General features: G+C 66.5%; 28 protein-coding genes (1 of these 28 running past the window's edge). 16 read left to right on the top strand and 12 right to left on the bottom strand.

What is annotated here, in order from left to right:
- Positions 1–289: the 5' portion of a hypothetical protein gene (locus Q4I23_RS03045; protein WP_454018414.1), read on the bottom strand. The gene continues 512 nt to the left of window position 1, outside the view; the window shows 289 of its 801 coding nt (coding positions 1–289); its start codon is at positions 287–289; its stop codon lies beyond the left edge, outside the window.
- A gap of 94 nt (positions 290–383) precedes the next feature.
- Between Q4I23_RS03045 and Q4I23_RS03050 the strand changes: the two genes are divergently transcribed.
- From Q4I23_RS03050 to Q4I23_RS03090, 9 genes are all read left to right on the top strand, one after another.
- Complete coding sequence (locus Q4I23_RS03050) at positions 384–1154, top strand: SDR family oxidoreductase (protein WP_498525302.1); 771 nt, start codon at positions 384–386, stop codon at positions 1152–1154.
- A 401-nt stretch (positions 1155–1555) separates the two neighbouring features.
- Positions 1556–3538 carry an excinuclease ABC subunit UvrC gene (uvrC, locus tag Q4I23_RS03055; RefSeq protein WP_498525275.1) on the top strand — a complete coding sequence of 661 codons (1983 nt, stop codon included), beginning with the start codon at positions 1556–1558 and terminating at the stop codon, positions 3536–3538.
- Positions 3539–3586: 48 nt separating this feature from the next.
- A complete protein-coding gene (pgsA, locus tag Q4I23_RS03060; RefSeq protein WP_454018411.1) occupies positions 3587–4198 on the top strand; it encodes a CDP-diacylglycerol--glycerol-3-phosphate 3-phosphatidyltransferase in 612 nt (203 codons plus the stop codon).
- Positions 4199–4363: 165 nt separating this feature from the next.
- On the top strand, positions 4364–4891 hold the full coding sequence (gene mobB / locus Q4I23_RS03065; RefSeq protein ID WP_498525276.1) for a molybdopterin-guanine dinucleotide biosynthesis protein B: 528 nt from the start codon (positions 4364–4366) through the stop codon (positions 4889–4891).
- 29 nt (positions 4892–4920) lie between these two features.
- Complete coding sequence (moeA, locus tag Q4I23_RS03070; RefSeq protein WP_498525277.1) at positions 4921–6174, top strand: molybdopterin molybdotransferase MoeA; 1254 nt, start codon at positions 4921–4923, stop codon at positions 6172–6174.
- On the top strand, positions 6174–6425 hold the full coding sequence (gene moaD / locus Q4I23_RS03075; protein WP_014240490.1) for a molybdopterin converting factor subunit 1: 252 nt from the start codon (positions 6174–6176) through the stop codon (positions 6423–6425). Before moeA ends, moaD begins: the two co-directional genes overlap by 1 nt.
- A gap of 16 nt (positions 6426–6441) precedes the next feature.
- Positions 6442–6900, top strand: coding sequence for a molybdenum cofactor biosynthesis protein MoaE (locus tag Q4I23_RS03080; protein WP_498525278.1), 459 nt, complete (start codon positions 6442–6444; stop codon positions 6898–6900).
- 89 nt (positions 6901–6989) lie between these two features.
- Complete coding sequence (locus Q4I23_RS03085; protein WP_454018408.1) at positions 6990–7640, top strand: MORN repeat-containing protein; 651 nt, start codon at positions 6990–6992, stop codon at positions 7638–7640.
- A gap of 74 nt (positions 7641–7714) precedes the next feature.
- A complete protein-coding gene (locus Q4I23_RS03090; protein ID WP_498525279.1) occupies positions 7715–8350 on the top strand; it encodes a LysE family translocator in 636 nt (211 codons plus the stop codon).
- A gap of 21 nt (positions 8351–8371) precedes the next feature.
- On the opposite strand, the gene Q4I23_RS03095 is transcribed toward Q4I23_RS03090, so the two are convergent.
- The gene (locus Q4I23_RS03095; RefSeq protein WP_454018406.1) at positions 8372–9526 is read right to left on the bottom strand and encodes an alpha/beta fold hydrolase; all 1155 of its coding nucleotides are present in this window, start codon (positions 9524–9526) and stop codon (positions 8372–8374) included.
- Between the two features lie 221 nt (positions 9527–9747).
- Here Q4I23_RS03095 and Q4I23_RS03100 point away from each other — a divergent pair, with 221 nt between their 5' ends.
- Positions 9748–10218 (top strand): hypothetical protein, encoded by a 471-nt coding sequence (locus Q4I23_RS03100; protein WP_237903541.1) that lies wholly within the window; start codon positions 9748–9750, stop codon positions 10216–10218.
- On the opposite strand, the gene Q4I23_RS03105 is transcribed toward Q4I23_RS03100, so the two are convergent.
- Positions 10196–10771, bottom strand: a complete 576-nt coding sequence (locus tag Q4I23_RS03105) for a GNAT family N-acetyltransferase (RefSeq protein ID WP_237903542.1) — start codon at positions 10769–10771, stop codon at positions 10196–10198. The two genes, Q4I23_RS03100 and Q4I23_RS03105, sit on opposite strands and share 23 nt — an antisense overlap.
- 320 nt (positions 10772–11091) lie before the next feature.
- Between Q4I23_RS03105 and Q4I23_RS03110 the strand changes: the two genes are divergently transcribed.
- Positions 11092–11262 (top strand): hypothetical protein, encoded by a 171-nt coding sequence (locus Q4I23_RS03110; RefSeq protein WP_498525280.1) that lies wholly within the window; start codon positions 11092–11094, stop codon positions 11260–11262.
- Between the two features lie 109 nt (positions 11263–11371).
- Here Q4I23_RS03110 and Q4I23_RS03115 read toward each other — a convergent pair whose 3' ends face one another.
- Both Q4I23_RS03115 and rpoH read right to left on the bottom strand, forming a co-directional pair.
- A complete protein-coding gene (locus tag Q4I23_RS03115; protein ID WP_498525281.1) occupies positions 11372–12718 on the bottom strand; it encodes a protoglobin domain-containing protein in 1347 nt (448 codons plus the stop codon).
- Positions 12719–12948: 230 nt separating this feature from the next.
- Positions 12949–13839: an RNA polymerase sigma factor RpoH gene (gene rpoH / locus Q4I23_RS03120; protein WP_014240481.1), complete on the bottom strand. Its 891-nt coding sequence runs from the start codon at positions 13837–13839 to the stop codon at positions 12949–12951.
- A gap of 524 nt (positions 13840–14363) precedes the next feature.
- On the opposite strand from rpoH, the gene Q4I23_RS03125 reads away from it, so the two are divergent.
- The gene (locus tag Q4I23_RS03125; RefSeq protein ID WP_454018404.1) at positions 14364–14888 is read left to right on the top strand and encodes a GNAT family N-acetyltransferase; all 525 of its coding nucleotides are present in this window, start codon (positions 14364–14366) and stop codon (positions 14886–14888) included.
- A gap of 218 nt (positions 14889–15106) precedes the next feature.
- Here the strand turns inward: Q4I23_RS03125 and Q4I23_RS03130 are convergent, their stop codons facing one another.
- A complete protein-coding gene (locus tag Q4I23_RS03130; RefSeq protein ID WP_498525282.1) occupies positions 15107–15517 on the bottom strand; it encodes a Ros/MucR family transcriptional regulator in 411 nt (136 codons plus the stop codon).
- A gap of 68 nt (positions 15518–15585) precedes the next feature.
- Positions 15586–15912, bottom strand: coding sequence for an HU family DNA-binding protein (locus Q4I23_RS03135; protein WP_282184083.1), 327 nt, complete (start codon positions 15910–15912; stop codon positions 15586–15588).
- A gap of 321 nt (positions 15913–16233) precedes the next feature.
- Between Q4I23_RS03135 and Q4I23_RS03140 the strand changes: the two genes are divergently transcribed.
- Positions 16234–17223: a TerC family protein gene (locus tag Q4I23_RS03140; RefSeq protein ID WP_498525283.1), complete on the top strand. Its 990-nt coding sequence runs from the start codon at positions 16234–16236 to the stop codon at positions 17221–17223.
- Between the two features lie 19 nt (positions 17224–17242).
- On the opposite strand, the gene Q4I23_RS03145 is transcribed toward Q4I23_RS03140, so the two are convergent.
- Entirely contained in the window at positions 17243–17710 is a 468-nt protein-coding gene (locus Q4I23_RS03145; RefSeq protein ID WP_498525284.1) for a hypothetical protein, read from the bottom strand.
- Between the two features lie 137 nt (positions 17711–17847).
- On the opposite strand from Q4I23_RS03145, the gene Q4I23_RS03150 reads away from it, so the two are divergent.
- Together Q4I23_RS03150 and Q4I23_RS03155 are read left to right on the top strand one after the other, a co-directional pair.
- Positions 17848–18990: a polysaccharide pyruvyl transferase family protein gene (locus Q4I23_RS03150; RefSeq protein WP_498525285.1), complete on the top strand. Its 1143-nt coding sequence runs from the start codon at positions 17848–17850 to the stop codon at positions 18988–18990.
- A 15-nt stretch (positions 18991–19005) separates the two neighbouring features.
- Positions 19006–20430, top strand: a complete 1425-nt coding sequence (locus Q4I23_RS03155; RefSeq protein ID WP_454018400.1) for an FAD-dependent oxidoreductase — start codon at positions 19006–19008, stop codon at positions 20428–20430.
- A gap of 13 nt (positions 20431–20443) precedes the next feature.
- Here Q4I23_RS03155 and Q4I23_RS03160 read toward each other — a convergent pair whose 3' ends face one another.
- From Q4I23_RS03160 to Q4I23_RS03175, 4 genes are all read right to left on the bottom strand, one after another.
- Positions 20444–20578 (bottom strand): hypothetical protein, encoded by a 135-nt coding sequence (locus Q4I23_RS03160; protein WP_498525286.1) that lies wholly within the window; start codon positions 20576–20578, stop codon positions 20444–20446.
- Positions 20579–20593: 15 nt separating this feature from the next.
- Complete coding sequence (locus Q4I23_RS03165; protein WP_498525287.1) at positions 20594–21784, bottom strand: ferredoxin reductase family protein; 1191 nt, start codon at positions 21782–21784, stop codon at positions 20594–20596.
- Positions 21785–21928: 144 nt separating this feature from the next.
- A complete protein-coding gene (locus Q4I23_RS03170; RefSeq protein ID WP_498525288.1) occupies positions 21929–22951 on the bottom strand; it encodes a hypothetical protein in 1023 nt (340 codons plus the stop codon).
- Between the two features lie 35 nt (positions 22952–22986).
- Positions 22987–24267, bottom strand: a complete 1281-nt coding sequence (locus Q4I23_RS03175; RefSeq protein WP_498525289.1) for an NAD(P)/FAD-dependent oxidoreductase — start codon at positions 24265–24267, stop codon at positions 22987–22989.
- Between the two features lie 165 nt (positions 24268–24432).
- On the opposite strand from Q4I23_RS03175, the gene Q4I23_RS03180 reads away from it, so the two are divergent.
- Positions 24433–25776 carry a glutamine synthetase family protein gene (locus Q4I23_RS03180; RefSeq protein WP_237903554.1) on the top strand — a complete coding sequence of 448 codons (1344 nt, stop codon included), beginning with the start codon at positions 24433–24435 and terminating at the stop codon, positions 25774–25776.
- Positions 25777–25917: the final 141 nt, after the last annotated feature.

Genomic DNA, 25917 nt, shown 5'->3' on the forward strand with positions numbered 1-25917 from the left:
TGTGGGTGTGAACCATGTCGACCAGCACCACCTCGCCGAATCGTTCGGCCAGCATCGCCAGCGGAACCTCGATCAGCAAGCCGGACCCCGCCACCAGCGCCCGGCCGCCCCGCGGTGCCCGTTCGGCGGCTTCCTGGACGAAGCGGCGGCAGGCATCGACGTGGGGCGCCCAGGCCTGCCGCTGGCGCCGGTGGCGCGCGCCGAGAGCCACCGCTTCCGCCAGATAGCCGTAGCGCCGGGACAAGGGCGGGCAGGGTGTGGTCAGATACTCGAATGCTTCTCTCAGCATGGTCGCGCCCCGCTCCGCCTGTCTTTCACCGGTCCGGTCCTTGACCCGGAGGGAACCCCTTGACCGGAACGGGTGGCAAGGTACCTATGGCGGCATGGTGGAGATCAAGCGGAAAGCGGCCCTGGTCACCGGGGCGGGAAAGCGGATCGGACGCGCCATCGCGCTCGATCTCGCGGCGCGTGGCTGGCGTGTGGGCGTGCATTTCGGGCATTCCCGCAGCGAGGCCGACGCGGTGGTGGCGCAGATCGTCGGGCAGGGTGGCGTTGCTGTGGCGCTTCAGGCCGATCTGGAGCGCGAGATGGACGCGCAGGCGCTGGTGCCCGAAGCCGTCGAGCGGCTGGGCACGCTGTCGCTGCTGGTCAACAACGCCTCCCGCTTCGAACGGGACGAGGTGGGGGATGTGACCCGCGAGTCCTGGGACCGCCACATAGAGGCAAATCTTCGCGCTCCCTTCGTGTTGAGCCAAGCCTTCGCGGCTCAGGTGCCGGGCGACGCGGAGGGGTTGATCGTCAATATGATTGATCAGCGGGTGTGGAACCTCACCCCGCATTTCATCTCCTACACCCTGTCGAAGGCTGGCCTGTGGACGTTGACCCAGACGCTCGCCATGGCACTCGCCCCGCGCATCCGGGTCAACGCGATCGGGCCGGGCCCGACGCTGAAAAATGTCCGGCAGACGGATGAGGAGTTCGCCGCACAGCGTGAAGCGACTCCGCTGAGGCGCGGCCCCTCGCCGGAAGAGATCTGCGCGGCTTTGCGCTTCCTCATCGACGCGCCGTCGGTCACCGGGCAAATGGTCGCGCTCGACGGTGGCGAGCATTTGGGATGGGCGCAGCCGTCCTTGGGATTCGTGCCAACGGAATAGGCGGTTCGGCAAGGGGCCGTCTGGCCGTTCAGCGGACAACCCCTTGGTGGGTTGGGCGCCCCGGCAAGAGGACCGCGCGTTGTACACATCCGGCCTCATCGGCGCAAGGGGCTGTTTGCACGATCCGCAAAAATAGCGGCGCAGCGCCAAAGTGCCGACTTGACTCGGGGGGTCTCCAATAAAAACAATATCTTACGTGAAATGCCCAATTTTTATGCATAGATTTGGAATCCCTTGGGCCGCCTTGGTTCCACTGGGGTAACCCTTGGGTTATTGACACACTTATCCACAGGAGTCGTGGATATCCCGACGGATGTCCACCGAAGAGGTGGATCGTTCGTCTTAACCATTCAGGACAGGGGGTGGTTGACCCCCTCCCCGGACCCGACGACATTCGAGACATGGCCGATACCGCAGACACCCCCACGGACCTCATCCTCCCGGAGACGGACGGCGCCGACCTTCTGGGCGCCGACGCACCAGGCGCGGATACCCAAGGCGTGGACAAGACTCCACGCCCGCGACGGCGCCCCGCCGATCTCGCCCGGGGGGCGGAGGTGATCCGCGACCACCTGAAGACCCTGCCGCAGACGCCCGGCGTCTACCGCATGCTGGCGGGCGACGGGGCCGTGCTCTATGTCGGCAAGGCCAAGAACCTGAAGCGGCGGGTGTTCAACTACACCCAGGTCAACCGCCTGCCCGTGCGGCTGCAGCGCATGGTGTCGGAAACGGAAACCATGGAGTTCGTCACGACCCACACCGAGGTCGAGGCGCTGCTCCTCGAATCGAACCTGATCAAGCGGCTGATGCCGCGCTACAACGTGCTGCTGCGGGACGACAAAACCTTCCCGCACATCATGATCACCAAGGACCACGACTACCCGCAGCTGACCAAGCACCGGGGCGCGCGGTCGCGCGACGCCGACTATTTCGGTCCTTTCGCCTCGGCGGGGGCGGTCAACCGGACGATCACCGCGCTTCAGCGCGCCTTCCTGCTGCGCAACTGCGCCGACACGGTGTTCGCCGCGCGCACGCGGCCCTGTCTGCAGTACCAGATCAAGCGTTGCACAGCGCCCTGCGTGGAGCGGGTCAGCCCGGCGGAGTATCAGGCGCAGGTCGATCAGGCCCGCGCCTTCCTGTCCGGCAAGAGCCGCGACATCCAGACGGAGTTCGTCGCGGAGATGACCAAGGCGGCGGAGAATCTCGACTACGAGACCGCCGCCCGCTACCGCGACCGTATCCGTGCGCTGACCGCGGTGCAGGCGCACCAGGACATCAACGTCGAAGGGGTGGTCGAGGACGCCGACGTGATCGCCGCCTACGCGGAGGGCGGGATGACCTGCGTGCAGGTGTTCTTCTTCCGCGGCGGGCGCAACTATGGCAACCGCGCCTACTTCCCCAGCCACGACAAGAGCGCCGAGACCCCGGAGGTGCTGGCCGCCTTCATCGCCCAGTTCTACGAGAACAAGGCGGCCCCCGGCCTCGTCCTGGTCAGCCACGACCTGCCGGAGCAGGAACTGCTGACCGAGGCCCTGGCGCTGCGTGCCGGCCACCGGGTGGAACTGGCCGCGCCCAAGAGGGGCGACAAGCGCCGCATCGTCGAACACGCCCTGACCAACGCGCGGGAGGCCCACGGGCGGCGGCTGGCCGAAAGCTCGTCGCAGGCACGGCTGCTCGACGGGGTGGCGACGGTGTTCGGGCTGGACGGCCCGCCGCAGCGGATCGAGGTCTACGACAACTCCCACGTCCAGGGCGCCCACGCCATCGGCGCCATGATCGTCGCCGGGCCGGAGGGCTTCATCAAGAACGCCTACCGCAAGTTCAACATCAAGACCGAGGGCGCCGCCGGCGACGACTTCGCGATGATGCGCGAGGTCATGGCCCGCCGCTTCGGCCGGGCGATCAAGGAGGATCCGGAGCGGACGCAGGGCACGTGGCCTGATCTGGTGCTGATCGACGGCGGCATCGGGCAGCTCAACATGGCGCTGGGCGTGTTGGCCGATCTCGGGATCGACGACGTGACGCTGGTCGGCATCGCCAAGGGGCCGGACCGCGACGCCGGGCGTGAGCGCTTCTTCATGCCGGACCGCGCGCCATTCCAACTGGAAATGCGCGATCCCGTGCTCTATTTCCTGCAACGGCTGCGGGACGAGGCGCACCGCTTCGCCATCGGCACCCACCGGGCCAAGCGCACCAAGGCGTTGGGCAAATCGATGATCGACGAGATTCCCGGAATCGGACCCAGCCGGAAGAAGGCCCTGCTGCACCATTTCGGCAGCGCCGTCGCCGTTTCCCGCGCCGGTCTGGCGGATTTGGAGTCGGTCGAAGGGATCAGCAAGACAGTGGCGAAAAAGATATACGATCATTTCCATTCAGACGGTTAGAATGACGCCGCCCGCCGCGCGTTTCCCCCGATTCCAGAGTTGCGACCGATGCTGACCAGCCTGCCGAACCTGCTCACCCTGTCGCGCATCGCGGTGATTCCCGTCGTGGTCGGGTTGTTCTACGTGCCGGAGGCGTGGGCCGCCTACACGGCCTGCGCCCTGTTCGCCGCGGCCTGCATCACCGACTGGTTCGATGGCTATCTGGCCCGCGCCTGGGAGCAGGAAAGCGTCATCGGCAAGTTCCTCGACCCCATCGCGGACAAGCTGCTGGTCGCCGCGACCCTGATCATGCTGGTTGCCTTCGCCCGGCTGTCCGGGCTGTCGGTGCTGGCCGCCGTGGTCATCCTGCTGCGCGAGGTCCTGGTGTCCGGCCTGCGGGAGTATCTGGCCGGGCTGAACGTCGGGGTGCCGGTCACCTGGATGGCCAAGTGGAAGACGACGATCCAGATGGTGGCGATCGGCTTCCTGATCGTCGGCGATTACGGTCCGGTCCACATCCCGGTCACTCTGATCGGCACGCTGGGCCTGTGGGTGGCGGCGATCCTCACCTTCGTCACCGGGTGGGATTACATGCGCGCCGGGCTGAAGCACATGATGGCCCACCAGCCGGCCAAGCCCCGGAAGGGTACCCCGGGCAACCCGGCCCGCACGCCGGGCTGAGCCGCGTTTCTGGGCCGAGTCGCTTTTTATCGCAAACGGCTTTCCGGCTGGCGGCAGAGCGGACCACAAATCCGGTTTGTCCGTTCGCATGCCCGTGTGTTTCTGCTATGTGACCGGGGAACGCCCGCACAGCGATGGGCGGCAAGGCGGAGGATAGGGGCTTCCATGAAGATGTTCGGCCTGACGGGGTGGAGCGGCAGCGGCAAGACGACGCTGATCGTTCGCCTGATCCCGGCGCTGATCCGGCGTGGCCTGACCGTTTCGACCATGAAGCACGCGCACAAGGGCTTCGACATCGATCACCCCGGCAAGGACAGCCACAACCATCGCGAGGCCGGAGCCACCGAGGTTCTGGTCAGTTCGCCCCGTCGCTGGGCGCTGATGCACGAGATCCGCAACGACGAGCCGGAACTGTCCCTGGCGGAACTGCTGCCGAAGCTGTCGCCGGTCGATCTGCTGCTGATCGAAGGCTTCAAGCGCGAGCCGCACGAGAAGATCGAGGTGTGGCGCGCCTCGGTGGGCAAGTCGCTGATCGCACGCGACGATCCGAGCATCGTCGCGATCGCCAGCGACGGGCCGGTGCCGGACGCCGGGGTGCCCGTCTTCGACCTGAACGACGAGGAGGCCATCGCGTCCTTCATCATCAAGCGTTGCGCGCTGGACCGGTGCAAGGCAACGGGACAGGCTGTCTGAGACGGCGGTGTGCAGGGTGGAGTAGGGCAATGGCTCAGCTTAGCGATGATTGCTTCGCCTTCGGCGGCGAGATGATGGCGGTGGACCGGGCGCTGGAGCTTCTCTCCGGCCGCCTTCACCCCGTCACCGCGACCCGCCGGATCGGTCTTGCCGACGCCCTGGGCCATGTGTTGGCCGAGGATGTCGTCGCTCCGTTCGACGTGCCGCCGCACGACAATTCGGCGGTGGACGGCTACGCGGTCTTCTTCGACGACCTGACGCCCGACGCCGCCACGCGGCTGCCGGTCACGGCGCGTGTCGCCGCGGGCCACGCGCTGGACCGTCCGGGGCGGCGCGGCGAGGCGGTGCGCATCTTCACCGGCGCCCCGATGCCCGAAGGCTTCGACACGGTGCTGATGCAGGAGGACTGCAAGGCGGAGCAGGGCGCCGTCGCCATTCCCCCGGGCATCCGCCGCGGCGCCAACCGTCGCCGCGCTGGCGAGGACATGGCGCAGGGGAGCACCGTCCTGACCGCCGGACGCCGCCTGCGGGCGGAGGACATCGGCCTGCTCGCCTCGCTGGGGCGGCGGGAGGCGACGGTGCGCACGGCCCTGCGCGTCGCCGTCTTCTCCACCGGGGACGAGGTGCGGGAGCCGGGCGTGCCACTGGAGCCGGGCTGCATCTACGACGCCAATCGCTTCGCTCTGCTCGCCGCGCTGCGTCAGCTCGGTTGCCGCGTGACCGACCTCGGCATCCTGCCCGACCGGCTCGACGCCGTTCGCGGTGCATTGGAGGCGGCAGCGGGGACGCACGACGTTCTCATCACCTCCGGCGGCATGTCCACCGGGGAAGAGGACCACGTCAAGGCGGCGGTGGAGGCTCTGGGCGGCCTGCATTTCTGGCGGCTGGCGATCAAGCCGGGGCGCCCGGTGGCTTTGGGGACGGCCAAGGGCGCCGTCTTTGTCGGCTTGCCGGGCAACCCAGTGGCGGTCATGGTCACCTTCCTGCGCATCGCCCGCCCGATCCTGCTCCGGCTGATGGGGGCGGCCGACGAGGCGCCCGCCTTGTTCCCGCTGCGCGCGGGCTTTACCTACAAGAAAAAGGCGGGGCGGCGCGAGTATGTGCGGGCCACGCTCGCCCGCGCCGCCGACGGGATTTTGACCGCGGTCAAGCACCCGCGCGACGGGGCGGGCATCCTGTCGTCGATGGTCGAGTCCGACGGGCTCGTCGAACTGCCGGAAGAGATCACCCGCGTCGAGCCGGGGATGATCGTGGATTTCCTGCCTTTCAGTGAGGTTCGGTGATGAAGATCCTCTATTTCGCCTGGCTGCGCACCAAGATCGGCGTGGCGACCGAGACGGTGGACCTGCCGGCGGAGGTCCGGGACGTCGGCGCCCTGGTGGAGTGGCTGAAGACCCGCAGCCCGAAGCACGCCGACGCGCTCGCCAACAGTACGGTGGTCAAGGTCGCGGTGAACCAGGAGCATGTGCCCTACGACCATCCGGTCGGCCCTGGCGACGAGGTGGCCCTGTTCCCGCCGGTAACCGGCGGCTGAGGAAGGAAACGTTGCCGTGACGGTGAAGGTGCAGAGCGAGGATTTCGACGTCGGGGCGGAACTGGCCGCGATGACGGGCGGCAAGACCGGCATCGGCGGGGTGACCCTGTTCGTCGGGCTGGTGCGCGACATGGCCGGCGGCGAGTCCGTCAGCGCCATGACGCTGGAGCATTATCCCGGCATGACCGAGCGGCAGTTGGAGGCGATCGAGGCGGAGGCGCGGGAACGCTGGCCGCTGGACGACGCGCTGATCATCCACCGCTACGGGCGGCTGGAGCCGGGCGACCGCATCGTGCTGGTCGCCACCGCCAGCGCCCACCGCGAGGCGGCCTTCGAAAGCTGCCATTTCCTGATCGACTGGCTGAAGACCAAGGCGCCCTTTTGGAAGATGGAGGCCACGCCGGAGGGCGAGCGCTGGGTGGAGGCCAAGGAGTCCGACGACACGGCGGCGGCCCGCTGGACGAAACCGGCGTGAGGTGAGAGGCAGCGCACAGACGGCGTCCTCCTCACGGTGTTTGGATCCGCTCCCGCGCAAGGCTGTGCGCGCATGCGGAGTGTCCGATCATGCGAACCCGGTTCCTGCTCGCCGGACTGGCGGCTCTGTCGCTGGGCGCGTTCCTGTCGTGCCCCGTCCAAGGGAAGGAGCGGCAAACGGCGGAGCGGGTTCTGACCGACCCGGTCAGCGGCTGCCGCGTCCGCGACCCTGATCCGAGCCGGGGGAGGTCCGTCCGCTGGAGCGGTGCCTGTCGCAACGGCTTCGCTCACGGTGCCGGTGTTCTTGAAACGTTCGATGGTACTGAGCCGGCGGACTGGACCGAGGCGGTCTTCGTCGATGGCCGGGCCGAGGGGCCGGGGCGCAGCGGTCGCGCGGATGGGACGATCTTCCAGGGCCGTTTCCAGCATGGCCTCGCCACCGGTCCGGGGACGCTGACCCTGCCGGACGGTCACCGCTACGTCGGCGGATTCGCGTTCGGGCGCCCGACCGGGCAGGGGGAGTTCATCGCCTCCATGGGGTTGCGCTACCGTGCGCGGGTCGATCGGGATGGGCGGGTGTGGCCCGGCGCGCTTCTCGGCTCGAAGCCAGCCGAGCCCATCCAGTCGGCCGAGCGGCCGGAAGCGCGGGGCAAGGCGGCGCCGGGCAGCCTGGAGGAGTGGCTGCGCACGCCGCCTTGGGACTACCGCGATCCGGTGCCGAACGATGCGAACCGGCGTTGACCAGCTTTGCACAGGCGGCGTTTGCCAGACGCGGCGCGCCGTGGTGACATCGTGGCCCCCTTCGGATGACGGCGATGAACTGGCAGACCCTCGGATTCTTCTTCGCGACGGCCTTCGTGCTGTCGATGACTCCCGGCCCCAACATGCTGCTGGCGATGAGCCTCGGCCTGCGCTACGGCGTCCGCCGCGCGGCCTGGGGCGGGCTGGGCATGTGCGTGGCGCTGACGACGATGGCCACCCTGTCGGTGCTCGGACTCGGCGCCCTGCTGGCGGCGTCGGAGCCGGCCTTCCAGGCGGTGAAGTGGGCGGGCGTGGCCTATCTGACCTGGCTCGGCATCGCCGCGTGGCGGGCGCCGGTGCCGGACGGCTCGCCGCGCGTCGTCGGCGCCGCTGCGGCGGAGGAAGCCCCGGCCCATCGCCTGTTTCTGCGTGGGCTGCTGGTCGCCTTCAGCAACCCGAAGGCGCTGGTGTTCATGGCCGCCCTGTTCCCGCAGTTCATTGATCCGACAACCCCGCTGATGCCCCAACTCGTGGCGCTGGTGGCGATCATGGTGGTGATCGAGTTCGGCTGGATCATGGCCTACGCCACCGGGGGCAACAGCATCGGCGCCCGCCTGACCAGCGGATCCGCGGCCCGCACCCTCAATCGTCTGACCGGCGGTCTGATGATCGGCGCCGGCGGGCTGCTGGCGCTCGCCCGCCGGCTGTGATCGCTCACCGTCTGTGATTGCTCAATCCATCCGGCGGAGGGTCGTCTCCAAACGGCCCTTGCCGGAGCGGTCCAGCCAGGTGGCGGACAGGCGCCCGTCTGTCCGGACGCTGTAGCGCAACACGTTGCGCCCCTTTTCGTCGAACACCAACTCGTCGTTCTCGATGCGGCCCTTGCGCTGGGCGCGCTCCATCGGCTGGTCGGCCTCCATGCCCGGCCCCAGCACATAGTCGGCATAGACGGCGTCGCCTTCAACCCGGTCCACCGCCAGCGCGATCTCCCGCCCGTTGATGTAGGCGCCGTACCAGACGCCGAGGAAGGAGCGGGCCCCGGTGCCCGCCGGGGATGAGGTGCCGCTGCCGGTGCGTGGCTCCGGCGCTGCGGCCCGCATCAACTCCGCGCTCGGTGTGCGGCCCCAGGATTCGTCACAGGATGGGTCGCCCCGGCGCGGCGCCGCCTCGGCGAAGCGCAGGATGCAGGACCCGAACCGCCGGACGAACATGCCGGTCGTCGCAGCGCCGTGGCCGGTCAGCAGGGCCGGCTGATCCACGACGATGTGGTCCAGCCCTCGCGAGGACAGGATGCTGCGCGCCGACTCTCCGCGTCCGCCGGGGTCGAAATCGTCACCGTGGAAGAAGAACAGCATCACCCGCGCATTGTGGATGCCGCGCAGGATCGGCCAGAGCTGCGCGGCGTTGTCGCGGAAGCTGTCGTAGGAGTCGGAGAAGTTTCCAAAGGCCGCGGGGGCGGTGCCAACGACGGCATCCACCCTGTCGCTCTGCCCGGCGGCCATCAGCGAGAGGAAGGCGCCGAAGGATTGGCCGGTCAGCACGACCTTGCGGTAGCCACGGTCCTTCAACTGGTCGGCATAGCCCGCCAACGCGCGGGAGCTGTTCGGCAGCGTGTCGCTGACCCGCATGCGGTCCAGCCGGAACACGTCCCACCCCGCGTCCTTCATGGTCTTCATGTAGAGCGGGGTGGGGGCGTTGGAGTCCTCCACCTCCACCGACCGGCCGTGGCTCCACACCACCGCGCCGCGGGCCATGGTCGGGCCGAGCAGGGCGCCGTCGCCATAGGCTGGGTTCAGGTGAATCTGGGCCGCCGCCGTCTGCGCCGTACCGAGCATTGCCAACGCCGCCACCAATCCGAGCAGCGCCTGTCCGACTGTCCGCCTCATCCTTCCACGCTCCTGTCTGCGGGCGTGGAAAGGGTCCAGGAATATGGTTAACCCGACCTTTCCATCGGATCGGGCCGGCTTTTGTCACGGAGCGTTGTCACAGCCTCATCGGTGCAGGTTCCCTGCGTCAGAAGGTCCATCAATTGCAAATGCGAATGACTCGCAAACTAGGCGCGGATCGTCTAAGGTCGGTTCCGTCACTTCAGTCGGGAGGGGTCAACATGTGCGATTCGGTGGGCGAGGGGCGGCTGTCCCCCTGGACGGTGTCCGATCTGACGACGGCGGAACGCGCGCTGTTGACCGGTTTCCGGCAGTGGTTCCGTCACGGCACCGCCGGCGCGATGGCCGCCATGCGGGCCAGCTTCGGCGTGGCCGGCGTGCCGTCGTCGGCTCTGCTGCCGTTGTTCGCCTTGCTGGGCACCTTTGCCGTGACCAACGCCGGGCGGCCGGCCTTCCGCTGCCCGACCTGCTCGCGGGTCGGAATGGACGAGATGGCGGTGCTGGACGCGCTGGCCGCCATGCAGGCCGGAGAAAGCGACGTGACGACCCAGGTGTTCGACCGTTGGCTTCCCCTGGTCGCCCTGACCATGGCCACTGATTCCGCACGGGAACTGGCGGACATTCTGGACGGCGCGCGCATCCGTCTGCCGCGGCGCCGTCCGGCCCGGCTCATAGCGCTGGCGGCGGAATGACCGGCGCGAAGCCGGCTCCGGTCTGCCAGACCACCTGCCGGAACAGCGGCTTGCGCATGATCCATTGATCGATGGGCACCTGGACCAGTTCGCCGGCCGGGGTGCGGTAGGAATAGCGCCCCCGTTCGGTGCCCCGCAGTTCGTAGCCCAGCCGCTCATAGAAGGCGAGGACTCCGGCGTTGTCCCGGTCCACGCCCAGTTCCGACTCCGAATAGCCGTGGTCGAGCGCGGCGCCCTCGGCGGCGGTCATCAGCCGCGTGGCGATGCCCCGGTTGCGGAAGGGTTGGAACACCCGCAACGCCCACAGCGTGGCGCGGCGCAGATGCCGCTTGCGCTGGAAGTCGATGCAGATCTGACCGGCGGGAAAGCCGTTGACCTCCGCCACCAAAAGAGCACCGCTTCCACGCTCCTGAGCCCGGAAGGCCGTGGCCAGGATTTCCCGGTGGGGCGTGTGCAGCCCGAACCATTCGAGATCCGGCAGGTCGGTCCGGCAGGCCGGGCGAATTGTGACGGGCAGGCTGATCACATCCTGCGACGCGGTGGCGGCGTCCATTCCTCCTCCGGACTTCGAAGCATCTGACGGAGTGAACGGACCGACGCGGCGCGGCGTTCCCCGCGACCAATGAAAGTCTTACCGGGCAAGGACAGCCCGCCAACCGCACCAAAAAGGGATAAGTTTAGAGAATTTGTTTATAAAATCATCCAGGGAGCAAGGGCTGAACAACCCAGAGGATATGACGAACAGCCTGATTGACCATCCACGTGGATTCTTGATAAGTCTCTAAACGAATTGGAGCGGAGAGACGGCCGTTCGGTGATAGGGCGCGACTCACGGGCTACGTGAGAGCACCAGCAGACAGGGAGGACCGTGCGATGATCAAGATTGTCAATCTGGGGCGCACCGGCCTTTACGTGGCGATGCAGAATGGTGCTTTGACCACGATCGGTGGCCGCAGCCATTGGCGTTCGCTCGATGATATCCGCTCAGCGGCCAACGCAGCAAAGATCAAGGTCAGCGATACGGTTCTCCGCACCGTTCTCTGACGTCAACGCGCGGGTGGCCTGCACGAGGACAGCCTGCATGAAGGCAGGGCGGTGGTTCGATGAGCCGGCGGCACCGAATGGCGCCGCCGGCCACAGGCCGTTGCAACAATCAGCCAGCCCGGACCCGTGCCAGGAAACGGTCGACTTCGGCTCTCAGATTGTTCGATTGAATGGACAGTTCGTTCGTCGCCGACAGGACGCTGCGCGCTTCTGAGCCGGTGTCCGACGCCGAGGAATTGACGCGCACAATGGTTTCGCTGACCTCGCGGGTGCCGATCGACGCCTGCTGGACATTGCGGGCGATCTCGGTGGTGGCAGCGCCCTGTTCTTCCATGGCCGACGCGATGGAGGTCGAGATGTCGTTGATCCGCGCGATGGTCGTGGAGATCGAGCGGATGGCGAGCACCGCGTCCTGGGTCGCCCCCTGAACCGCGCCGATTTGGGAGTTGATCTCCTCCGTCGCCTTGGCGGTTTGGTTGGCGAGACTCTTCACCTCCGACGCGACAACCGCAAAGCCTTTGCCGGCCTCACCGGCGCGGGCCGCCTCGATGGTGGCGTTCAGCGCGAGGAGGTTGGTCTGGCTCGCGATGTCGTGGATCAGCTTCACCACCTGGCCGATGCGGCTGGCGGCGTCGGCCAGACCCTGCACGGTGGTGTTGGTGCGCTCCGCCTGCGACATGGCCTCGCCGGCGATGGCCGCCGATTGGGTCACCTGATGGCTGATCTCGCCGATGGAGGCGGTCAGCTCCTCCGCCGCCGCGGCAACCGTCTGAATGTTGACGGAGGCCTCCTCCGCGGCTGCCGCCACCTGGGTGGACTGCGCGCTGGTCTCCTCAGCGGTGCGGCTCATGTTCTGGGCGGTTCCCTGGAGCTGCTGCGCGGCGGAGGCCACGGCCTGGACCACGCTCTTCACTTCGAGTTCGAAGGAGTCGGCGGTGGTTCCCAGCTCGCGTGAAATGATCGCGGCGGTGTTCAGATCGACATAGACGGAGGTCGCCAGATCCATGTCCAGGAAGACCGCCTTGTTGATCGCCTGCATCAGCTGGGCAATCTTTTCCGGCTTCTTGCGGTAGACTTGATAGGCGAGGTCGATCAGTTTGTTCAGCGTGAAGCAGTAAGCGCCCGTGTACCAGCGCGGCTCCAAACCGATGCGCTGGTGGGCCTGCCCGATCTTCAGCACCTGCGCCATGTAGGCGTCGTCGAAGGTGCCGGTGAAGACGTTCTTCAGCCAATGCTGCTTCTGCATGTCGCGTGCCCGGCTGACCACCGTGGGATTGGCGAGCAGCACCGCGACCTGCGGGACCGAGCGCAGGTAGCCGTAGAATTCCTCGAGGATCTGATCGATGCGTTGGGCGAGGTGGGGTTGAAATTCCCGAAGGACGGCCTTCGTGGGTTCGTCGATTCGCAAGAAGGAGATTCGGTCGAGGATGGATTGTGTCTGGGCAGAATGCGACATGGATCGACTTCCCCGCGAAAATAGGACCGCCTCAGATTAGCGCAATTTGTTTTTAATGCGAAATAACTAACCTGCGCGCGCACTATGGAGGGTTACGCTCGGTGTGGAAACCGGCAGAGTTGTCGCAGGCCCAACAAATCATCAGGTTTTAACGAAATAGAAAACCGGCGGAGCCGTTTGGCATCCGCCGGTATGTTGCAAGCCGTCGTGAAAATATTGGTTCGTCTACCTCAGGCCGCCATATGGGCCGGGGCGCGGCGCAGAGCCTGGGCGGCGCTGAGGACGGCCTTCTGCAGTTTTTCGAAGGCCCGGACCTCGATCTGGCGAACCCGCTCACGCGACACGCAGAACTGCTGGCTCAACGACTCCAGGGTGGACGGGTCCTCCTTCAGGCGCCGCTCGAACAGGATGCGGCGTTCACGGTCGTCCAGACGCTCCAGGGCCTGTCCAACCAGCCGGCGGCGCAGCGCCAACTCGTCGGCCTCGGCGATCACGCTTTCCTGGGTCGGACGGTCGTCGGCCAGAAGCTCCAGCCAATTGGTTTCGCCATCGCTGGAAAGGGCGGCGTCGAGCGAACTGTCGTTGGACGACAGACGGCGGTTCATCTCGATCACCTCCTGCTCCGGCACATCCAGTTCGGTCGCGATGGCGGTGACGGTGGAGGGGGACAGGTCGCCCTGTTCCAGCTCCTGCATCTGGCTCTTCAGGCGGCGCAGGTTGAAGAACAGCTTCTTCTGCGCGGCGGTCGTGCCCATCTTCACCAGGGACCAGCTGTGCAGGATGTATTCCTGTATGGCCGCGCGGATCCACCAGGTGGCGTAGGTCGCGAAACGGAAACCGCGTCCCGGATCGAATTTCTGAGCGGCCTGCATCAGGCCCACATTGCCTTCGGCGACGAGGTCGACCAGCGGCAGCCCGTAGCCGCCGAAGCCGCGGGCGATCTTGATGACCAGCCGCAGGTGGCTGCCCACCAGACGCTCCAGCGCATGGCCGTTCCCGCGGTCGCGCCAAGCGACGGCCAGCTCGCGCTCTTCGTCGGGGGCCAGGATGGGGAACCGCTTCGACTCCTCGACATAACGGGTCAGGCTGGCGTTTTCACCAGTCAGGAGTTTCTTGAGCACACCGGCCTCCTCTCTCCAACGCTCCACCGTCTCTTGCCGCGGAACCTTTTCGATGGCCGTTCGCAGACGCCCATCGTTTCGGCATTCTTATTGTGGGGATTTGCCGAAATTATCCAGGAACACGTCAATCAGACATTGATACTGTGCCGCCACCACCAAGTTGGATCAAGCCTTGAAACGGCGGTGCAGCAATATTTTTTGGCGTATATCCGGACTATTCGGTCCTTATGAATGCCAAAAAGATCCGGAGAACTTTTGGGAGATTGGCGAAAATATGACGGCTTTCGTTTGGAATGAAGGCAGATGCCGGTCTCTCCGCTTTGTCATCACTCGGCCGGAGATGGGTATCCATTTCATAAGGCATGGCCATACAGGCTAGCCTGCTCGGCCTTTCGGCATAGAATTTTCATCAGGGATGGGTGGGCAGTGCAGGAGCGGTCCGCGGCGACGCTTGTGTTCCACGGGCTTGCGGGCGTGCTATTCGGGAAGGAAATCCAGGACGACGCAAGGTGAGAGGCCCCACTATGAACATTCGCAGCAGCCGACCGGACGATCTGGAGCGCATCCAGGCGATCTACGCACACCATGTCCTGACCGGTGCGGCCAGCTTCGAGGAAGTCCCACCCGGCCTGGAAGAGCTTGCCCGTCGGCGGGACGACGTGCTGGCCCGGGGTATGCCTTATGTCGTTGCGGAGATGGACGGGAGGGTCATAGGCTATGCCTATGCCGGTCCCTACCGGCTGCGCACCGCCTACCGTTACAGCGTCGAGGATTCGATTTATCTCGATCCGGACTGCATGGGGCGCGGTGCCGGCCGGGCTTTGCTCTCGACGGTGATCGACCGCTGTGAGGAGGCTGGGTGCCGCCAGATGATCGCGGTGATCGGCGACAGCGAGAACGCGTCGTCCATCGGTCTGCATCGCAGCCTGGGCTTCGAGCCGGCGGGCCTGCTGAAGGCGGTGGGGTTCAAGTTCGGGCGCTGGGTGGACAGCGTCCTGATGCAGCGCCCGCTCGGCAACGGGGATGCGTCACCGCCTGAGGGGCGTTGATGGGACTGGGCGGAACGACGGGTGATTTGTCCAGCGGCCCGGGTTCATGAATGAAACGCGACGGAAGGGCATATCGGAGTTTTATGTCCCACCGCACACAGCGTCGTCACCCTGGTGCGTCTTGATCGTTCCTTCGACGCCATCCATCACCGCTGAACGCAAGAACGGGCGCATCGCCAGGATGCGCCCGCCATTGAGTGTGCGGCTTGGGGAAGGGGTCAGTCCTGGACCACCCGCTTGCGGCCCAGACCGAGCTTCGTCGCCATCTCCGACCGGGCCTTCGCATAGTTCGGTGCGACCATCGGATACTCCGCCGGCAAGCCCCACTTGGCGCGGTAATCGTCCGGGGACATGTCGTAGACGGTCTTCAGATGCCGCTTCAGCATCTTCAGCTTTTTCCCGTCTTCCAGGCATATGATGTATTCCGGGGTCACCGACTTCTTGATCGGCACCACGGGGACCAGTTCGGCCTTGGCCGGCGCGGACTTCTCTTCGCCGAGGCCATTGAAGGCCGTCTGAACGTTGAGGATGAGCGCCGGCAGGTCGGCGACCGGCACCGTGTTGTTGCCGACATAGGCCGAGACGACCTTGGCGGTCAGGGCCTGCAATTCCGATGCTTCGATGGTCATGGCCGCGTTCAGCTCCGTTCCCCTGTGAGTCGGCCGTTTTGGAACAGCCTTGGATTGGGCGATGTCGATCAGACGTTCACCACGTCGCGCAATTGCTTGGCCGGCTTGAACCGCGGCGCCTTGGACGCGGCGATCTGCACCGCCTCGCCGGTGCGCGGGTTGCGCCCCTCGCGGGCGGCGCGCTCGGCCACCTCGAAAATGCCGAACCCGGCAAGGCGCACCTCCTCGCCGCGGGCCAGCGCCGAGGAAATGCCTTCGAACACCGATTGCACGACCTTCGCCGCATCGGATTTGCGGATGCCGGCGTTGGTCGCGATGGTCTCGATGAGCTCGGCTTGGTTCATGCGGAACTCCTGGCGCCTTCGCGCGTGTGGATTTTCCCGTGTTCTTGGCAGATCGAATCCATCGGCACAAGAGAGATGGACGGGAAAGCAACCCTAAGTGTATCGCCAGTTATGAATTCTTGCCTTCACTGTGGCCTGGATGCATCAAAAAGACCGTCCTGCTCGGTTCAACGGTGCGGCATGATCGCCAAAGGAAGGAAGTTCTGCGGGAAAAGTTGATCGACTCGTGGGACGCGGTTCTTGAACGGCCAATCGGCAACACCATTTGCGTGGCGTTCGGGTCCGGGCCCCTCTGACGGCTGAGGCGTCAGCCGTGATGTCGGATCCCGCTTGAATTCACTGCGGACGCAGCGCAATCAAGTGGGTCTTGTTATGGATTCCCTTATCGCCCCTGTCTTTCTCGACTTCATGGGAAAGCCGGCGTGGGTCTGGCTGACCTTCGTCGGCCTCGTCCTGGCCTTGCTGGCCTTCGACCTCGGCATCCTCAACCGCCGCGACCGCGAGATCGGCGTGAAGGAAAGCCTCCGCCTCTCCGCCTTCTACATCGCCGTCGCCCTGCTGTTCGGCGGCTGGATCTGGTGGTCGATGGGCGACACCGCGGCGGCGCAGTACTACACGGGCTTCTTCATCGAAAAGAGCCTGTCGCTCGACAACGTCTTCGTCATATCGCTGATCTTCACCTACTTCGCGGTTCCGCGCGCCTACCAGCACCGCGTGCTGTTCTGGGGCATCCTGGGCGTGATCGTGATGCGCGGCCTGATGATCGCCGCCGGGGCCGCGCTGGTCAGCGAGTTCCACTGGGTGCTCTACGTCTTCGGCGCCTTCCTGCTGCTGACCGGTGTGAAGATGCTGTTCGCCGTGGACAAGGAGCCGGACCTCGCCGGCAACCCGGCGCTGCGCTTCCTGAACCGGCACCTGCGGATCACCGATGGCTTCCGCGGCCAGAAGTTCTTCGTGCGCGAGGCGGGGCCGGACGGGCGGAGCGCGCTCCACGCCACGCCGCTGTTCCTGGCGCTGATGATGGTCGAGTTCGCCGACCTGATCTTCGCGGTGGACAGCGTGCCGGCCATCTTCGCCATCACCACCGATCCCTACATCATCTACACCAGCAACATCTTCGCCATCCTCGGCCTGCGCGCGCTCTACTTCGCGCTGGCGGCGATGGTCCACCGCTTCCGTTACCTGAAATACGCGCTGGCGCTGGTGCTGGTCTTCATCGGCGGCAAGATTTTCTACACCCAGGTCTTCGGCAAGCCGGACCCGCTGATTTCGCTGGGCGTGACGCTGACGCTGATCGCCGGCGGCGTGGTCGTCTCGCTCGTCAAGACGCGCCGCGAGGCCAGGCGGCTGCCGGTGGAATGACGCCGTGACATGACCCCGGTCAGCCGGTGAAGCCCAGGCGCTTCAGGGCGGCGATGCTCTCCTTCGCGCTGGTGTGCAGGATGAAGTCGCCGCCCGCCTGGGTCCAGGGATCGCGGGCCTTCTCGCGGTCGTCGACCAGGACGGTACCCGGTCCGCCGTGGCGGTGCTTGTCACGGGCCATGCAGGTGATGACCCGCACATGGGGGCCGAGCATGTGGGCGACCCAGCGCCGCTTCTGCTCCGGCGCCCAGGAGCCCAGCGGCAGCCCGGTCAGGATGGTCGGGCCGTGGGGTTCGCAGAATCGCCAGAGGTCCTGCGCGTCGTGCATGAACTCCAGCGTGCCGAAGAAGTCGGAGTGGCGGGACAACTCCCGCCACATGACCTTCATCGGGATCTCCTCCGGGCGTTTGCCGGTGACCGCCTTCACGCCGCGGTCGAAGTCGGCCAGGACGCCGTCGAGGTCGAGGAACAGCTTCGGTTTCTGCATCGTCTGCCTTGTCTTGCCCTATTCACCTCCCAGGCGAACGGGAGGGGAAGAATACCGGTCGCACGGAACCTTCGCCAGCCGGTCGGGTTGCACCCGAAGGCATAGGCGCACGGCTTCGGTGCGGCAGGGGGACATGGATGACGGTCATAGGCATTTCAGGATCTTACGGCGGCCTGAATCTGGGTGACGAGGCGATCCTTACCTCGGCCATCGAGCAGCTGCGCGCCACGGTGCCGGGAGTGGAGGTGGTCGTCTTCTCCCGCAACGCCGCCCACACCCGCGAGAACCACGCGGTGGATCGCGTCCTGAATCCGCGGGAAGCCATGAAGGACGAGATCACACCGGAGGTCGAACGGCTCGACCTTCTCCTCCTCGGCGGCGGCGGCATCCTCTACGACAGCGAGGCGCAGACCTACCTGCGCGAGGTCACCATCGCGCAGAATCTGGGGGTGCCGACCTACACCTTCGCCATCGGCGTCGGCCCGCTGAAGGACCGGGTGGAGCGCGAGGCGGTGCGCGAGGGGCTCGACCGCATGGCCGGCATCACCGTCCGCGAACCGAGCGCCAAGCGGCTGATCGAGGAGATCGGCGTGCAGATTCCGGTGACGGTCACCGCCGATCCGGCGTTGCTGCTGACTCCGGAGCCCTTCACCGAGGAGATGCTGGCCGAGGCCGGCATCCCGCGCGGGCGGCCGCTGGTCGGCCTGTCGGTGCGCGAACAGGGGGCCGCGGCGCCCGAACTCACCGACGCGGCCTATCACCAACTCTTGGCGGAGGCGGCGGATTACATCGTACAGCGCTTCGGCGCCGATGTGGTGTTCGTGCCGATGGAGCGCGCCGATGTGCGGGAGGCGCACCGCGTCATGGGCCGCATGGCGGTGTCGGAGCGCGCCCATCTGTTGCAATACCGTTACACGCCGCGCCAGATCATCGGGCTGATGTATCATTTCGAAATGGCCGTGGGGATGCGGCTGCATTTCCTGATCTTCGCAGCCATCACCGGTACGCCGCTGATCGCGCTGCCCTATGCCTCCAAGGTGTCGGATTTCCTGTCCTCGATCGGGCTGGAGCCGCGGGCGACGGTGTCCCACACCACCGCCGGAACCTTCCTCGCCGACCTCGACCGTCTGTGGGACCACCGTGCGGAGCAGAAGGGACTGCTGCGCGACCGGATTCCCGTGCTGATGGAGCGTGCCCGCGAGACGGCGCCGCTGGCCCTGCAGACGGTGGCGCCGCGCGCTGAAGCGGCGGCCAAAGCAGCGGCCAAAGCAGCGGAATGACGAAAGGAGCCAGTCTTGCCCGTTCTGCCCTGTCCCCCGAACCCTGAGTCGGTCACCCTGCCACCGCGCCGCGCCATGAAGGTCGCGCGCTGCCACGTGCTCGTCGTCGGCGGCGGCCCCGCCGGCATGGGGGCGGCCATCGGGGCCGCCCAGTCCGGGGCCGACACCATCCTGGTGGAGCGTTACGGCTTCCTCGGCGGCAACGCCACGGCGGCCCTCGTCATGCCCTGGATGAGCTTCTACACCCAGCGCGGTTCGGTGGCGGTCGTGGACAACACCCGCCTGATGCCGCAGGACCACGGCCCCGGCGAGCCGGTGGTGGGCGGGGCGCTGGCTGTCTTCCTGGGCCGGCTCTACACCAACCAGGGAGCGATACCACCCTCGCCGGACACCGGCTTCACCGTTCCCTTCGACCCGGAGGTGCTGAAGGTCACCGCCCAGCAAATCCTCGACGAGGCTGGAGTGAAGGTGCTGCTGCACGCCTTCGCCTCCACCGTCCTCGGCGAGCCGGGCAAGCCCGACGCGGTGGTCTTCGAGACGAAGTCCGGCCCTGTGGTGATCGAGGCCGACGTGATCGTCGATTGCACCGGGGACGGTGACATCGCGGCGCTGGCCGGCTGCGACTATGAGGTCGGGCGGGAGGAGGACGGGCTGACCCAGCCGATGACGCTGATGTTCCGCATGGTCGGCTTCGACCATGACGCCTTCAACGGCTATGTGCGGGAGCATCCGACGCAATGGCGCGGCGTTCACGGGCTGTGGGACCTCGTGTCGAAGGCCACGGCCAATGGCGACCTCGATCTGGCGCGCGAGGACATCCTGTTCTTCGCCACCACCCATCCCGGGGAGATCGCCCTGAACTGCACGCGGGTCACCGGCGCGCTGGGCACCAACGTCTTCGACCTGACCCGCGCGGAGTGGGAGAGCCATCGGCAGGCCGCTCAGATCGCCAATTTCCTGCGCAAATACGCCCCCGGATTCGCCGACGCCTACACCTGCCAGACCGGCACCGGAATTGGCATCCGCGAGACGCGGCGCATCGTCGGCGATTACGCCATGACCGCGGACGACGTGCTGGGGGCGGCGAAGTTCAAGGACGCCATCGCGCGCGGAACCTACCCGGTGGACATCCACAGCCCGACCGGCCGCGGCACGGTGCTGAAGCGCGTGCCCTCCGGCGAATGGTACGAGGTGCCGATGCGGGCGCTTCTGCCCAAGGGGACGGAGAAGCTGCTGGTGGCCGGACGCTGCATCTCCGGCAGCCACGAGGCCCATTCCTCCTACCGGGTGACGCCCACCTGCATGGCGACGGGGCAGGCCGCCGGGGTATGCGCGTCGATGGCGGCGCGGCGCGGCGAGCGCACCCGCGACATCCCGGTCGGCGCCATCCAGCGCGAGTTGCTGCGCCAGGGGGCCCTGCTGCGCGAGCCGGAAGCGTAAGGCTTCCTTGGGGTTAGCGCATCGCGAAGAGTTCCTGGTGAAAGCGCTGGTCCACCGGCAGGCCGTGGGCCGCGAAGTCGTGCCGCAGCGCCTGCCCGAAGCCCGTCGGGCCGCAGAACCAGACGCTGGCATCGCGCCATTCCGGCACCAGCGCACGGATGCGCTAGCCATCCAGGCGGCCGTCGCGGCTGTCGATCAGGACATGGAGGCGAACCCCCGCCGCCGCCGCGTCGGCGGTGAGCTTCGCGATCGCGTCCCCGTCGTACTCGCTGGTGGTGTGGAAGAAATCGATGGTTTGCCGTGGCCGTTCGGCCCTTGCCGCCAGGAACTTCATGCGGGCGATGAAGGGCGTGACGCCGATGCCGCCACCCACCCAGATCTGGTGCGGACAGGAATCGTCGAAGGTGAAGCATCCATAAGGCCCCTCCACCGTCACCGCTTGGCCGACCGCCAGCCGTTCCCGCAGCCGCCGGGTGTGGTCGCCAAGTTCCTTGACCACGAAGGTGATGCGGCGCTCGGCATCGTTCCAGGCCGAGGCGATGGTGTAGGGATGGGCGCCCTCCGCTCTGTCCGAGGTGGCGAAGGCGAACTGGCCCGCCTTGTGGCCCGGCCAGCCCTGCGGAACGTCGATCGCGACCTCAAGGGTGTGTACGCCGGGAAAGTAATGGAGCGCGCCGATCGTGCCAGGAACACGCCGGTCGGCGGCGACCCGGCCGAGAAGCACCACGATGGCGGCCCAGGCGCTGGCGGCGAGCAGCGGCGCCATCACCCAGCCGATGGGCGAACTCCAGTAGGCGAAGTCGGTCAGCACGACGGCGTGGAAAACCAGCACCAGATAGGCGATCGCCAGCAGGCGGTGCGTCTTGAAGAACAGCCGGTAGGGGAGGCGCTTGAACAGCGCCAGCGCGATCAGCAGCACGGCCGCGTAGAAGGCCCATTCGCCGAGCCATTCGGCGGTGCCGCGCAGGCTGCGGAGCGACTGTTCGAGGGAGCTGTCGGGAATTGCCCGCGGTCCCCGCTGCGGCCGGACCAGCCACCCCCAGCCCACCGCCCATTTCGGCCCCTGGGCCCACAGCCAATGGACGACCGCCGCGACGAGGCCGGCGATGCCCAGCCACTTGTGCAGGCGGTACATCTTGTCGAGGCCGCCGAACCACGCCTCCGGCCAGCGTGGCCGCAGCGCCAGGATCGTTGCCATCCCCATGCAACCGATGGCGATGATCCCGCTGTACTGAACCAATGCAGCGCGAAGACCGAAAAAGCTGTCCGCGCGAAACACGCCGGGTTCAGCGGCAAGCCATAAAATCGTGAGAAGGGTTAAAATACCCCATAAAGACAGTTTGATCCTTGTCATGGCGACATCCTCCGTGTCGGCCACCGTCGAGGTGCGGATGGAGGGATGCTTCGCTATCGCCTTTCCGGTGACAAGCCGATTCCGATCATCGCAGCCATTCGAATCCTCGGCCACGGCAATGGCGGGGGAGGGCGGCGAATCCGGTTACTTGCGAATCCAGACCTTGGTTTCCATGAAGCGGTTGGCGAGAAAGCGGTAGGTCTGCTTCTGCAACTGTTCGATGGCGGTGGACTTCTCCACCGGCGTGGTGTCCCAGGCCTGGAGGATGTCCTCCCACTCCAGAAGCCGGGCGCGGAGGTCGTCGCGGATCTTGCGGATGAAGGCCACGGTGGTGTCGAAGGACTTCAACGCGCCGAAGATCTCGCCGGTCTGGGCGTCCGCCTGTTCGAAGATGGCGTCATAGTCCTTCAGCGGCTTGCCCAGCAGCCCTTGCATGCGCGCAACCTCGTTGCACAGGGTGCGGTCGGTCCGGTAGATTTGGGTCAGCCGAGTCAGCTTGCCGCTGATGGCGCTGATGGCGTTGAAGCGGTCGCGCAGCGCCTCGATGTAGGACAGCTCCTGAGTCAGATCCTCGATGCGGTCGGTCAGATACTGCTCGTAATTGTCCTGCAGGTTGAGCTTCGCCGCGATGTCTTTGAAGGCGGCCTTGACGCGCTGCTTCGTCTGCGGGTCTTCGACGATCTGCTCCAACTCGTCGGCCTTCACCACGATCATTTCGCTTCCGGAGATCGAGGAAACAAGCTGCACCGTCAAGCGTCCCCGCGCGATGTTCCGGTGCTTCTCCTCCACCGACCAGGAGGCACGGCCGTCCAGCAGTTCCCCCGGAATCTGTTCGCCTGGCCGGATCTGCTTCACATAGGCCAAGCCCTTTTCCACCACGTCCAGCAGCTTGGAGTCGCGGCTGTCCTCCTTGATGTCGAAGGATTCCATCAGCGTGTTGAAGGGCAGGGCGGCCTTCAGATCGCCCAACAGGATGTGGAGCACCGGCTGCTTGGACGAGGGGTCGATGCAGAAGAAGGCCCCGGACAGGCTGAACACCTTGTGCTCGAAATCGAAATGCGTGTCCCGCATCGGCGCCGCGGGAGCGGCATCGGTCACTGCGGGGGCGGGCGTCGCCTTGGCATCGGCTTCCGTGCTTCCTGTTTCGGTATCGGGGACATCGGACATGGGCGGGGACCGGAAGCGGGAATGGGACGGGCAGGTTACAGCAGATCGCGCAGCCGGAACCAGAGCATCGCGAGGACAAGGGCCGGTGTGCGGAATCGCCGCCCGCCGGGGAAGGGCAGGTGGGGCACGCGGGCGAACACGTCGAACCGCTCGGCCGTGCCGCGGATCGCCTCCGCCATGACCCGCCCGGCCATGCCGGCCAGCGCCACCCCGTGGCCGGAATAGCCGTGGGCGAAATAGGTGGTGGGCGTCAGCCGCCCGACCTGCGGCATGCGGTTCATGGTGATGGCGACATGGCCGCCCCAGAAATGATCGACCGTGGCGCCGCGGAGCTGCGGAAAGACCGCCAGCATCTTGGACCGCATGGCGGTCTTCAGCCCCGGTGCGTCCATCCCGGAATAGCTGACGCCGCCGCCGAACAGCAGCCGGTGGTCGGCGGAACGCCGGAAGTAGTTCAGCACGAAGTTCATGTCGCTGACCGCGATATTGGTCGGCAGCAGGGACGTTGCGGTGGCCTTGCCCAGCGGCTCGGTGGCGATCATGTAGGTGGCGACCGGCATCACCACGGCCGACAGGCGCGGTGCCAGCGCCCCCAGATAGGCGTTCCCGGCCAGCACGAGAAAGCGCGCCGACACCCGCCCCTTCGCCGTGGTGGCGACAGGACGATCCCCGGTGTCGATGGCGGTGACCCGACTGTCTTCGAAGATGCGCACGCCGGCCCGGGCAGCAGCGGCGGCGAGGCCCAGCGCGTAGTTCAGCGGGTGCAGATGGCCGCTTCCGTCGTCGGCCAGCCCGCCGACATAGGCGTCGCTGCCCACCACCGCCCGCATGGCCTCGCGGTCGAGCGCACGGACCTTGTTGTAGCCGTAGCGGTCGCGCATCTCGCGCTCCATCGCCGCCACGTCGTCCATGTGGCGCGGCTTCACCGCCGCGTGGGCGAAGCCCCAGGTGAGGTCGCAGGGAATGGCGTGCTTCGCAACGCGCTCCGCCAGCAACGCCTTGGAGTCCTCGCCGAGGTCCCACAGCCGCCTTGCATCCTCCGCCCCGACCCAACGCTCGATGGTGCTCATCGACTTGTTGTAGCCGGTGATGATCTGCCCGCCGTTGCGGCCCGATGCACCCCAGCCGACGCGGTTGGCTTCCAGCAGAACCACGTCGTAGCCGTGTTCGGCCAGTTCCAGCGCGGTCATCAGCCCGGTGTAGCCGCCGCCGACCACGCAGACGTCACAGGACAGCGACTCCTCCAGCGCCGGGTGCTGCGGGTGCGGAGTCGCGGTGTCGGCGTACCACGAGCGGATGTGGGATGATGTCGGCATGACCGCCGAGTTAGGGGAGGGACCCCCGCCCCGTCAATGATTCCAGCGGTCATATGGGCAGGATCTTTGTTCCCCTCTGGCGCGAGGAGGGGGTGCGGGATCATAGTAAGGCGGTCGTTCACAGCAGGGAGGGGCTGCCCACCGTCCGGTGCGGTCCATACGTTCATGGGTTTCATGGAAGACTTCATCAAGAAGAACCGCATCACCGAAGTGGAATGCCTCGTGCCCGACATGTCGGGCATCGCGCGCGGCAAGATCGTGCCCGCCGAGAAGTTCCTGCGCATCCTGCGCGACCGCGGTCTGCGGCTGCCCGAGGCGATCTTCGTCCAGACCGTGACCGGGGAGTATCCGGAGGACGACTCGGTGACCTCGGATGAGAATTCCGACATCTACATGATCCCGGACGAGCGGACGATCCGCTTCGTCCCCTGGTACGAGGAGCCGACCGCCCAGGTCATCACCGACTGCGTCTACGCCGACGGCAGCCCGGTGAACTTCTCGCCCCGCCATGTCCTGAAGCGGGTGCTGTCGCTCTACGAGGAGCGCGGCTGGAAGCCGATGGTGGCGCCGGAGCTGGAGTTCTTCCTCGTCCAGGTCAACAAGGACCCCGACTATCCGCTGGTGCCGCCGGTCGGGCGCAACGGGCGGGTGGAGAGCGGGCGGCAGGCCTTCGGCATCGACGCGGTGAACGAGTTCGATCCGATCTTCGAGATGGTCTACGATTTCTGCGAGGCGCAGGACATCGACATCGACACCCTGACCCACGAGGCCGGGGCGGCGCAGATCGAGATCAACTTCAACCACGGTGACGCGCTGGAACTGGCCGACCAGGCCTTCCTGTTCAAGCGGACGGCGCGCGAGGCGGCGTTGCGCCATCAGGTCTACGCCACCTTCATGGCCAAGCCGATGCAGAACGAGCCGGGCAGCGCCATGCACATCCACCAGTCGGTGGTCGATGCGGACACCGGGCGCAACCTGTTCTCCGACGCCAACGGGGCGGACACGCCGCTGTTCATGTCCCACATCGCCGGGCTCCAGAAGTATCTGCCCTACGCGATGCCGCTGCTGGCGCCGAACGTGAACTCCTACCGGCGGCTGGTGCCGAACTCCGACGCGCCGATCAACGTGCATTGGGGCCGCGACAACCGCACCACCGGCCTGCGCGTTCCCGTCTCGCCGGCCGATTCGCGCCGCGTGGAAAACCGGGTGGCCGGCGCCGACGCGAATCCGTACCTCGCCATCGCCGCGTCGCTGGCGTGCGGCTATCTCGGCATGGCCCAGGGGCTGGAGCCGACCGACCCGGTGAAGGGCTCCGCCTACCGGCTCGCCTTCACCCTGCCGCGCCACCAGGGTGACGCGCTTCAGAAGTTCAACGCCTGCAAGCCGCTGAAGGAGGTGCTGGGCGAGAAGTTCCTGGACGCGGTGACCTGCGTGAAGGAGGCCGAGTACGAGGCCTATCACCGCGTGATCAGCTCCTGGGAGCGCGAGAATCTTCTGCTGAACGTTTGAGCATTTTTCCGCCCCCTTCCGCCGCTGCCCCGGAAGGGGGCGTTTGCGTTCCGCAAAACCCGCAAAACCACCCGCAAATCGTTGACAACCAACCCCCCCGTGGGTGCAATAGCGCTCGCGCCGGGGACGCCGTGCAACGCA

Source organism: Azospirillum sp. UFLA03-27 (assembly GCF_059803775.1).

Coding starts and splice junctions, on each gene's coding strand:
- Q4I23_RS03050 (WP_498525302.1), top strand. CDS start 384: ATGGTGGAGATCAAGCGGAAAGCGGCCCTGGTCACCGGGGCGGGAAAG.
- uvrC (WP_498525275.1), top strand. CDS start 1,556: ATGGCCGATACCGCAGACACCCCCACGGACCTCATCCTCCCGGAGACG.
- pgsA (WP_454018411.1), top strand. CDS start 3,587: ATGCTGACCAGCCTGCCGAACCTGCTCACCCTGTCGCGCATCGCGGTG.
- mobB (WP_498525276.1), top strand. CDS start 4,364: ATGAAGATGTTCGGCCTGACGGGGTGGAGCGGCAGCGGCAAGACGACG.
- moeA (WP_498525277.1), top strand. CDS start 4,921: ATGGCTCAGCTTAGCGATGATTGCTTCGCCTTCGGCGGCGAGATGATG.
- moaD (WP_014240490.1), top strand. CDS start 6,174: ATGAAGATCCTCTATTTCGCCTGGCTGCGCACCAAGATCGGCGTGGCG.
- Q4I23_RS03085 (WP_454018408.1), top strand. CDS start 6,990: ATGCGAACCCGGTTCCTGCTCGCCGGACTGGCGGCTCTGTCGCTGGGC.
- Q4I23_RS03090 (WP_498525279.1), top strand. CDS start 7,715: ATGAACTGGCAGACCCTCGGATTCTTCTTCGCGACGGCCTTCGTGCTG.
- Q4I23_RS03095 (WP_454018406.1), bottom strand. CDS start 9,526: ATGAGGCGGACAGTCGGACAGGCGCTGCTCGGATTGGTGGCGGCGTTG.
- Q4I23_RS03100 (WP_237903541.1), top strand. CDS start 9,748: ATGTGCGATTCGGTGGGCGAGGGGCGGCTGTCCCCCTGGACGGTGTCC.
- Q4I23_RS03105 (WP_237903542.1), bottom strand. CDS start 10,771: ATGGACGCCGCCACCGCGTCGCAGGATGTGATCAGCCTGCCCGTCACA.
- Q4I23_RS03110 (WP_498525280.1), top strand. CDS start 11,092: ATGATCAAGATTGTCAATCTGGGGCGCACCGGCCTTTACGTGGCGATG.
- Q4I23_RS03115 (WP_498525281.1), bottom strand. CDS start 12,718: ATGTCGCATTCTGCCCAGACACAATCCATCCTCGACCGAATCTCCTTC.
- Q4I23_RS03125 (WP_454018404.1), top strand. CDS start 14,364: ATGAACATTCGCAGCAGCCGACCGGACGATCTGGAGCGCATCCAGGCG.
- Q4I23_RS03130 (WP_498525282.1), bottom strand. CDS start 15,517: ATGACCATCGAAGCATCGGAATTGCAGGCCCTGACCGCCAAGGTCGTC.
- Q4I23_RS03140 (WP_498525283.1), top strand. CDS start 16,234: ATGGATTCCCTTATCGCCCCTGTCTTTCTCGACTTCATGGGAAAGCCG.
- Q4I23_RS03145 (WP_498525284.1), bottom strand. CDS start 17,710: ATGCAGAAACCGAAGCTGTTCCTCGACCTCGACGGCGTCCTGGCCGAC.
- Q4I23_RS03150 (WP_498525285.1), top strand. CDS start 17,848: ATGACGGTCATAGGCATTTCAGGATCTTACGGCGGCCTGAATCTGGGT.
- Q4I23_RS03165 (WP_498525287.1), bottom strand. CDS start 21,784: ATGACAAGGATCAAACTGTCTTTATGGGGTATTTTAACCCTTCTCACG.
- Q4I23_RS03170 (WP_498525288.1), bottom strand. CDS start 22,951: ATGTCCGATGTCCCCGATACCGAAACAGGAAGCACGGAAGCCGATGCC.
- Q4I23_RS03175 (WP_498525289.1), bottom strand. CDS start 24,267: ATGCCGACATCATCCCACATCCGCTCGTGGTACGCCGACACCGCGACT.
- Q4I23_RS03180 (WP_237903554.1), top strand. CDS start 24,433: ATGGGTTTCATGGAAGACTTCATCAAGAAGAACCGCATCACCGAAGTG.